The organism is Streptomyces sp. NPDC025273 (assembly GCF_040638585.1).
GTDB lineage: Bacteria > Actinomycetota > Actinomycetes > Streptomycetales > Streptomycetaceae > Streptomyces > Streptomyces cinereorectus.
In genome coordinates this window covers 70,544-78,549 of record NZ_JBEZYP010000024.1, presented here as the reverse complement: position 1 = coordinate 78,549, position 8,006 = coordinate 70,544, and the positions used below count along the sequence as shown (strand labels likewise).

Here is an 8,006-nt window from a genome sequence, read left to right as displayed (position 1 = left end):
CCCGCGAGGTGTCGGTGGCGAGTTGGAGGTGGCCCACCGGCCGCCGCCCTCTCGGCCCGCCGCCCCTCAGCCCGCCGGCTCGACGACGGCCGGCCGTACGGCCGGGGCCGGCGCGGCGGTCTCCGGATCCGGCAGTTTCCGCATGAGGAGCCAGTAGCCGGCCGCCGCCACCGTGCCCAGTACCGCGCAGGCGCCCCACAGCCAGTCGGCGCCGTAGTGGTCGATCACGAAGCCGGACATCAGGGGCGCGACCAGCGCCGCCGCGGACCACGACATCGTGTACATGCCCTGGTAGCGGCCCCTGCCGTGTGCCGGGGAGAGCTGGACGACGATGCCCGTCTGCGTCGGCGCGTTCACGATCTCGGCGATGGTCCAGACACACACCGTCAGCGCGTACACCCCGACCGACCCCGCGAAGGCGGTCAGCCCGAATCCGTACCCCGCGAGCACGGACGAGATGATCAGCAGGCGGCGCGGGTCGCGGTGCTGGATGAAGCGGGTGACGGGAATCTGCAGGGCGACGATCAGCACCCCGTTGACAGCGATGGCCGTGCCGAAGTCGGAGCTGGAGAGCCCGTCCGCACCCATGGCCACCGGCAGCCCCACGTACCCCTGCTGGAAGATCAGGGCCACCAGGAACGACAGTCCGACCACGCCCATGTAGCGCCCGTCGCGCAGGACGGTGCTCAGCCGTACGTCGTCCGGGGTACGGGTCCCCGCGGCCAGGGGCGCCGCCTCGGGCCGGGATTCCGGCACCTTGAGGAAGACGACGACGGCGCAGACCAGCGTCATGACGGCCTCGCCGATGAAGCCGGCCATGTAGCTGTACTCGGCGATGAATCCGGCTGCGGCCGAGGAGATGGCGAAGCCCAGGTTGATGGCCCAGTAGTTGAGCGAGAAGGCCCGCACCCGGTCCTCGGGCCGGACGATGTCGGCCATCATCGCCTGCACCGCGGGCCGGGACGCGTTGCCGGCCATGCCGACCACGAAGGCGACACCCGCGATCGCGCCCGGATGCACCATGAAGCCGAGCACGGCCACGGACACGGCGGTCGAGAGCTGCGCGATCAGCATGGTGGGCCGACGGCCCAGCCGGTCCGTCATCACCCCGGCCCCCAGCGAGGAGACGACCCCGCCGAGCCCGTGGAGGGCGACGACCAGACCGGCGTACGAGGCCGAGTAGCCCCGGTCCAGGGTCAGGTAGAGCGCCATGAACGTGGCGACGAACGCTCCGAGGCGGTTGACCAGCGTGCTGATCCACAGCCACCAGAACTCCCGGGGGAGCCCGGCGACCGTCTCGTGCGCCGCCTTTCTGAGACCGGCGACGGACATAGGGCTTCCCCCCGGGGACGTACGGAACGGATGCGGGCTCCTGTAAGTGGCCCGGTAGCTGACCGAACATTACGAAACCGTGATGCCCGACCGCCATCCGATTGACGCCGACCGTCAAACGTCACGCCGTACCCGCAGTCCGGACGCCCCTGTCCGCCCTGTGACCGGGCGCGCAGAGGCCGCACGGGTTCGATTACGCTCGGGCTCATGGCCGACGCACCGTACAAGCTGATCCTCCTCCGCCACGGCGAGAGCGAATGGAACGCGAAGAACCTGTTCACCGGCTGGGTGGACGTAGACCTCACCGACAAGGGCGAGAAGGAGGCGGTCCGCGGCGGTGAGCTGCTCAAGGACGCCGGCCTGCTCCCCGACGTCGTGCACACCTCCCTCCAGAAGCGCGCGATCCGCACCGCCCAGCTCGGGCTGGAAGCGGCGGACCGCCACTGGATCCCCGTCCACCGCTCCTGGCGGCTGAACGAGCGCCATTACGGCGCCCTCCAGGGCAAGGACAAGGCCCAGACCCTCGCCGAGTTCGGCGAGGAGCAGTTCATGCTCTGGCGCCGTTCGTACGACACCCCGCCGCCCGCCCTCGAGGACGGCACCGAGTTCTCGCAGAGCGCCGACCCGCGCTACGCCTCCATCCCGACGGAGCTGCGTCCGCGCACGGAGTGCCTCAAGGACGTCGTCGAGCGCATGCTGCCGTACTGGTACGACGGCATCGTCCCGGACCTCCTCGACGGCAAGACCGTCCTCGTCGCCGCCCACGGGAACAGCCTGCGCGGTCTGGTGAAGCACCTGGACGGCATCTCCGACGACGCCATCTCCGGCCTCAACATCCCGACCGGCATCCCGCTCGCGTACGAGCTGGACGCCGACTTCCGCCCGCTGAAGCCGGGCGGCACGTACCTCGACCCGGAGGCCGCGAAGGCCGCCATCGAGGCCGTGAAGAACCAGGGCAAGAAGAAGTAGGTTTCGTGATCATGCCCCCGATCTGCGCATACGGCGCAGGGCGGGGGCATTTCCACGGCCGGGGCCCACGGTGGGACCTCAGCGCGGCGAATCCTGCGGCGGTCGAAGTGCCTGCCCGAGTGCCTTCCGGGCCCGCTCGCTGCTGCTCGGCATGAGGTGCGTACACCTTCAGCGTCAGTCCGGGGTCGGAGCGCCCGAGGTGCTCGCTGACGGCCTTGATGCTCTCCCCGCGTCCAACGGAACGGACGCGTAGAAGTGCTTCAGCGCGTGCATGCCGTGTTCCCGGGCAGCGGTGTGCTCGCGGCTCTTGGCCTTCGGGATGACGCCGACGGCTGCCAAGCGGGTATCCGGCGGCCCTCGTTGAGTGAGGTGCGCCAGACGTGCCCGCCGTTGGGCCCGTTGGCGATCAGACGCTTGGTCACTGGCCGGCCGTTGGCGCGCATCCATGGCAGCGTGATCTCAACGGGCGGGAACCGCTTGATGTGTTCCCTGAGCACTTCGGCCAGGATCGGGCAGCGGAACGTCGCGGCGCTTGCCGCCCTTGAGCGGTGCGAACACAGGCTTGCTCAGGCTGAGTTCGAGCTGCTGCCAGGTCGTCCGCAGACTGCCCGACTCGCCATCAGCTCACGGGGCCATGATCACTCGCCCCAAAGCAGCTCCAGCCCAAAGCCGCTCCGCCGACCTTCGTTGCCGACAGCAGGCAGCCGGTCCGTGTCCAATGTGCCGAATCAGTACCTGATGCCATCTCGCCAGACTTTTTACCCTGTTCACAACACGGGTGCGAGGTGCACTTTACGTGTGAGACGTGGCACACCGCCTCGACGCCAACTGAAACGGATGGTGAGCGTCCTGAACGGCATATCGAACGCAGGTGCCTCCAGCGCGCACCAGCAGAACGGCAGCTCAGGGCCTCGCGCGTCCCTACTGGGGTCGCTGGTGCTCGCGCTGCTACTGGGCGCGCTGTCGGCGCTGGTGATGCTTCCGGCGGCCCAGCACCTACGCTCTCTCCAAGACGGCGAGCGGGCTCGTGCGACGTTGCATACGAGCGGCTCGTGCATGGCGGGCCACTGCCGGGTCAGGTTCGAGGCCGATGGACGGACCGTGGTGGCGGATCTTCCGGTAGGCAGCGGCGGCGGCAAGAGGTCTGTCGGCAGCCCACTGACCGTCCGCTACCAGGCGGACGATCCACAGGTAGTCGCCCGTGAAGATGATGTCGGGGGTGGCGGGGCAGCCGTACTGGCGGTGATGTCGGGAGGAGCCGCCCTGCTCTTCCTGATGCTCTCGGTCGTCGCGGCTGTATTCGTGGTGCGCCAGCGGCGCGCGGGCTCGAGCCCTGGGGTGGGATGAGCGGGGTGGCACGCCAGTCCAGCGGCAGTCCATCCCCCTGAGCACTGACAGGCGTCGCAGTCTTGTTGCTGCAGCACTCCTGACCCTCCACGGCGTGCTGAGGAGTTGAAGCTTTTCCTCCAGCATCTCCATCGGTTCGCGAGGCATGACGTCGATCCCCTTGCCCTCTTGGAGTCGGCAACCCGGGGCTGGTCAGCCGAACGGGGCCGTCGTAAGCCGGGCGGGGCTGCTCCTCTTCGCGACTCAGAATCTGGCACGAGTAGTTCGACCCGCACGAGCCCCCTGCCCGCGGTTTCACCGCGGGCAGGGGGCTCCTCGCCGTCCTGAAGCCGTGCCCGGGCAGTCGTGCCCGCCGCGTGCTGAAGTGGCCTCGTCCGGGGAGGCCTGATGGCCAATCAGGGCTGGGACGACGACACCGACGACGCCGGGGGCTCAGGGGCGCGCCTGGATCATGTCCGTGGTCGCACACGTCCGCGCGCTGGGAGCCGCCGCCCTCGGGCTGGATCTCTTCGATTCCCTGGTGGAGGCTCTCAGCGACCGGCCCGCGCGATCACCTCTTGCGGACGGCCAGGGCTATCGCCGTTGCCATGGTGGCCATCAGCACCGTGGTGATGAGCGAGCCAAGGAACAGCGCCTCCAGCCACCCCGGGTTCTCGCCGGTGACCGTGCCGTCGAAGGATGCGCACGCCACCTCCGGCGGAAAGCTCTGCGTGCGCAGGTCGAAGCAGGCGTTGGGCAGGTCGTCGTTGACCACGTACGCGTTCAGCCAGAGCATGGCCCAGGTGATCAGGAATACGCCCAGCGCGGCGGCGGAGATGCCCCGGAGCAGAGCCGGGCGTTCCGGTTGCGCCTCGGTGTCCGGCTCGGGTGTTGTCATGATCGACAGCGTACGAGGCAGGTAAAGGCGCGTCCACGGCCTGTCTCGCCAGAGCCCGCGTCCGCTCTTCGTGCCGCTTGCCGCTTGCCGCTTGCCGCTTGCCGCTTGCCGCTTGCCGCTTGCCGCTTGCCGCCAGGAGCATGCGACGGTTCGGCTCGGCTCCTCCTCCACAGCGGCCGAGTCGCTTGTCCGCGGCGGTATGCGGGCACGGGTGCGCCGCGCCCAGGGCGCCGCCCGGACACTCCCGGGTGCTCCGGAGCACCTCAGCCGCGCCCGCCGCTTCCGGCCGGCGGACGTGTCGCACGGACCGGACGCCGGGCCGTACGCGCGGGCCGGGACCGAGCGGCACCCGCTAACGTGACCCCTGTGGCCGCCTGTTGCCCACGTGCGCGCGGAACGTGGAAGGGTTGGGCAGGCGCGGAGAGCAAGGAGATCGGGAGAGCGATCATGGGCGAGTCTCTGAAGACCTTCGTCGGCGGTACCGAGGTCGAGGTGCCCAACAGCATCCCGGCGATCCGTGCCGCGCTGCCCGAGGGGAGACGCGAGGAGTTCGACCACGCGATCAACGAGGCGGGTGTGCACGAGATCCAGGCCGTGATGCGGCACTGGATGCTCGAGTCCGTCCCCGATCCCGAGGCCGAACAGATCCTGGACCGGCTGGCGCAGGACGAGGCCGAGAGGCGGAGCGTCGCTTGAGCTTCCGTATCTCCTACGCACCGCCGGCCGACGACACCCTGGCCAAGATGCGGGACGGCGACGCATTCCGGGGCGAGATGGCGCGCACCCTCGGCCGGGATCCGTACGGACACGCCTCGACCGCCGTCAAGCGTGAACACGACCGGCGCGAGGCAACCGTGTCCGGAGCCATCGTCCTCTACTACGTCTCCGGGTCCGTGCTGACGGTCACCGTGGTCAGGCTCGTACCGCTGCCGTGACCCGGAGGACGGAGTCCGGCCTCAGCCGAGCTTCTTGACCTGCGCGTCGACGACCTCGGTCGGCATGTCGAAGTCCGGGGACTCCCCACCGAAAGCGCCGAGGTTGAAGGCGAAGACGGTGGCGACCGTGCCGCCCTGACGCGACGTCACGAGCTTGAACGGAACGAGCGCGTCCGCCTCCCCCATCAGCACCGTCCAGGCAACGGACTCCTCGCCCCCGGCGACCTTCTCCTCGGTCAGCTTGACGACCTTCTGCTTCGAGCCCTTCATGGTCAGGGTGAAACCACCGGTGGCGCACTCGGCCGCCGACGCACGGAGCTCGGCGATGCTCTTCGCGGCGCCGTCGCCCTCGTACGAGGCGAGCGTGACCAGCGACGACGTCGAGTCGAGCGCGTCGGCGAGCGCGTCCTTCGAGGCGGCGGTGGGCTTCTTGGGCTCACTGACGGCCTTGCGGCCGGCGTTCCCGACCGGCGTGCCGCGCTTCACCCCGTAGAAGGCGTGGCCGATCGGCTCGCACTCCTTCTTGTCCACCGTGACATCGGCGGCCTCGGCGATGTCCTCCGGACCGGTCTTCGTGATCTTGTGGTCGGCGACGTCTCCCTGCTCCAGCGACACCTTCTCCAGCTCGGCCGAGGTCAGCGCCTTGACCGCGGGCTTCGCGTCGTCCTTGGCCCCCGGCGCGGCACCGTCCTCCTTGCCGGTGTCCGATCCGCCGCAGGCGGTGGCCAGCAGGGCCAGGGCCGCTGCGGAAGCGGCAAGGGCGGTACGGCGTACGGCGATGGCGCGCATGGTTCGTCTCTCCGTCTGAGATTTCACGGCTGAGAGCTCACGTTCGAAAGCTCGCATCCGAAGGATCAACAGCCCTCTTCCGGCACGGAACTTCAGCGGCTGCGGGAGGGGAGTTGCAGTGCGTCACACTCTACGAGCGGACACCTGTCCGATGATCACTCCGCATGGTCACGGGATGTGATCGTGACTCCGTTGTGATCATTACGTGAAGACGCTGTGTCCGCCGCAGCCGGACCCGAGGAGACCCGCCGTGCCCGTCGACGCGACAGCAGCCGTACGCCGGGCGGTCGAGGCCGCCGCAGGCCCGGGAAGCACGATCGCCTCCTGCGAGCCGCTCACCGGCGGCACGTACAACACCGTCCTCCGCGTGACCTTCGAGGACGGCCGCGAGTGGGTGGTGAAGATCCCGCCCCTCCACCGTGCCGGGATGAGCTACGAGCGGCGGTTGCTCGTCAACGAGGTCACCTTCCACGGAACCGCGGCGGCCGTCGCCGGCGGCACGATCCCGCAGATCGTGCACAGCGAACTCGACGCCGGGGCGCCGACCGGGCCGTACGTCGTGATGACCGCGTGTCCGGGACGCCCCTGGCACGACCTCGCGGCCGAGCTGACGGACGGTGAGCGGCGGCGGCTGCGCACGGAGCTCGGGGAACTCGTCGGGCGGCTCCACACGGTGACGGGCCCGGCCGGGTTCGGGTACCCCGCCGAGCCCTTCGGGCCACCGGCCGCGACCTGGAGGGAGGCGTTCACCGCGATGACCGGTGCGGTGCTCGCCGACGCGGAGGCGTACGGCGCGCGGCTGCCGCGCCCGGTCGGGGAGATCCGCGCGCTGCTCGACGCCGCGGCGTACGCACTGGACGACGTGACCCGGCCCGCCCTGGTCCATTTCGATCTGTGGCAGGGCAATCTGCTGGTGGCCGGGGAGCCGGGTGCCCGGTCCATCGGCGGGGTCATCGACGGTGAGCGGATGTTCTGGGGCGATCCGGTCGCCGACTTCGTCTCGACGGCCCTGTTCGGGGACGTGGAGGAGGACCGGGACTTCCTCGCCGGCTACGCGTCCACGGCGGGCGGACCCGTCGTCTTCAGTCCGTCCGTGCGGCTGCGGCTGGCCCTCTACCGCAGCTACCTCTATTTGATCATGCTCACGGAAACGGTCCCCCGCGGCGTCCCGGCGGACGCCCTGGAGTGGACGCGCGCGGAGGTGGCGCCGCGGCTCGTGGAGGCGCTGGAGGACGTGGCGACGATCAGTCGGCGGAGCGCCGGGTCAGGTGGCTGAAGGCGTCCAGGTTCCGGGTGGATTCGCCGCGCTCGACCCGCCAGGCGTACTCCTTGCGGATCGCGCTCGCGAAGCCCAGTTCGAGCAGGGAGTTGAAGGCGCCGTCCGCCGTTTCGAGGACCACACCCAGCAGCCGGTCCAGCTCCTCGGGGGTGACCACGGAGAGGGGCAGCCGGGCGACGAGGTAGATGTCGCCGAGCGGGTCGATCGCGTAACTCACCCCGAAGAGGCGCAGGTTGTGCTCCAGCAGCCAACGGTGGACGGCCGCGTCGTTCTCGTCCGGGTGACGGATGACGAAGGCGTTGAGGGAGAGGGAATGCCTGCCGACGCGCAGGGAGCAGGTCGTGGACAGCTTCCTGGTGCCGGGCAGCGTCACGACGTAACTGCCGGGGCCGGGGCTCTCCCATGCGAGCTCCGCTTCGTTCAGCGTCGCCTCGATGACCTGCGCCGCTGCTGCTTCGTCGGGTACGTCAGCCATGGT

The 8,006-nt window shown here is 69.7% G+C and carries 9 protein-coding genes and 1 pseudogene; 5 read left to right on the top strand and 5 right to left on the bottom strand.

Annotated features, from left to right (window positions below):
* Nucleotides 1–66: 66 nt before the first annotated feature.
* Nucleotides 67–1,332: an MFS transporter gene (locus tag AB0F38_RS28820; RefSeq protein ID WP_361899451.1), complete on the bottom strand. Its 1,266-nt coding sequence runs from the start codon at nucleotides 1,330–1,332 to the stop codon at nucleotides 67–69.
* Nucleotides 1,333–1,539: 207 nt separating this feature from the next.
* Between AB0F38_RS28820 and AB0F38_RS28815 the strand changes: the two genes are divergently transcribed.
* On the top strand, nucleotides 1,540–2,301 hold the full coding sequence (locus AB0F38_RS28815) for a phosphoglyceromutase (protein ID WP_361899448.1): 762 nt from the start codon (nucleotides 1,540–1,542) through the stop codon (nucleotides 2,299–2,301).
* A 78-nt stretch (nucleotides 2,302–2,379) separates the two neighbouring features.
* On the opposite strand, the pseudogene AB0F38_RS28810 reads toward AB0F38_RS28815, so the two are convergent.
* Nucleotides 2,380–2,889: pseudogene (locus AB0F38_RS28810) on the bottom strand (site-specific integrase); the annotation flags it as partial.
* A 249-nt stretch (nucleotides 2,890–3,138) separates the two neighbouring features.
* Between AB0F38_RS28810 and AB0F38_RS28805 the strand changes: the two are divergent.
* The gene (locus tag AB0F38_RS28805) at nucleotides 3,139–3,648 is read left to right on the top strand and encodes a DUF3592 domain-containing protein (protein WP_361899445.1); all 510 of its coding nucleotides are present in this window, start codon (nucleotides 3,139–3,141) and stop codon (nucleotides 3,646–3,648) included.
* A 550-nt stretch (nucleotides 3,649–4,198) separates the two neighbouring features.
* Here the strand turns inward: AB0F38_RS28805 and AB0F38_RS28800 are convergent.
* Nucleotides 4,199–4,525, bottom strand: a complete 327-nt coding sequence (locus tag AB0F38_RS28800; RefSeq protein ID WP_361899442.1) for a hypothetical protein — start codon at nucleotides 4,523–4,525, stop codon at nucleotides 4,199–4,201.
* A gap of 447 nt (nucleotides 4,526–4,972) precedes the next feature.
* On the opposite strand from AB0F38_RS28800, the gene AB0F38_RS28795 reads away from it, so the two are divergent.
* Nucleotides 4,973–5,221, top strand: coding sequence for a hypothetical protein (locus AB0F38_RS28795; protein ID WP_361899439.1), 249 nt, complete (start codon nucleotides 4,973–4,975; stop codon nucleotides 5,219–5,221).
* A complete protein-coding gene (locus tag AB0F38_RS28790) occupies nucleotides 5,218–5,460 on the top strand; it encodes a hypothetical protein (protein ID WP_361899436.1) in 243 nt (80 codons plus the stop codon). Before AB0F38_RS28795 ends, AB0F38_RS28790 begins: the two co-directional genes overlap by 4 nt.
* Before the next feature lie 21 nt (nucleotides 5,461–5,481).
* Here the strand turns inward: AB0F38_RS28790 and AB0F38_RS28785 are convergent, their stop codons facing one another.
* Nucleotides 5,482–6,249 (bottom strand): hypothetical protein, encoded by a 768-nt coding sequence (locus AB0F38_RS28785; RefSeq protein WP_361899434.1) that lies wholly within the window; start codon nucleotides 6,247–6,249, stop codon nucleotides 5,482–5,484.
* 316 nt (nucleotides 6,250–6,565) lie between these two features.
* Here AB0F38_RS28785 and AB0F38_RS28780 point away from each other — a divergent pair, with 316 nt between their 5' ends.
* A complete protein-coding gene (locus tag AB0F38_RS28780; RefSeq protein ID WP_361899460.1) occupies nucleotides 6,566–7,525 on the top strand; it encodes an aminoglycoside phosphotransferase family protein in 960 nt (319 codons plus the stop codon).
* Here the strand turns inward: AB0F38_RS28780 and AB0F38_RS28775 are convergent.
* A complete protein-coding gene (locus AB0F38_RS28775; RefSeq protein WP_361899431.1) occupies nucleotides 7,494–8,003 on the bottom strand; it encodes a YbjN domain-containing protein in 510 nt (169 codons plus the stop codon). The genes AB0F38_RS28780 and AB0F38_RS28775 overlap by 32 nt on opposite strands.
* Between the last annotated feature and the right edge of the window lie 3 nt (nucleotides 8,004–8,006).

Coding starts and splice junctions, on each gene's coding strand:
- AB0F38_RS28815 (WP_361899448.1), top strand. CDS start 1,540: ATGGCCGACGCACCGTACAAGCTGATCCTCCTCCGCCACGGCGAGAGC.
- AB0F38_RS28805 (WP_361899445.1), top strand. CDS start 3,139: ATGGTGAGCGTCCTGAACGGCATATCGAACGCAGGTGCCTCCAGCGCG.
- AB0F38_RS28800 (WP_361899442.1), bottom strand. CDS start 4,525: ATGACAACACCCGAGCCGGACACCGAGGCGCAACCGGAACGCCCGGCT.
- AB0F38_RS28775 (WP_361899431.1), bottom strand. CDS start 8,003: ATGGCTGACGTACCCGACGAAGCAGCAGCGGCGCAGGTCATCGAGGCG.
- AB0F38_RS28820 (WP_361899451.1), bottom strand. CDS start 1,332: ATGTCCGTCGCCGGTCTCAGAAAGGCGGCGCACGAGACGGTCGCCGGG.
- AB0F38_RS28785 (WP_361899434.1), bottom strand. CDS start 6,249: ATGCGCGCCATCGCCGTACGCCGTACCGCCCTTGCCGCTTCCGCAGCG.
- AB0F38_RS28795 (WP_361899439.1), top strand. CDS start 4,973: ATGGGCGAGTCTCTGAAGACCTTCGTCGGCGGTACCGAGGTCGAGGTG.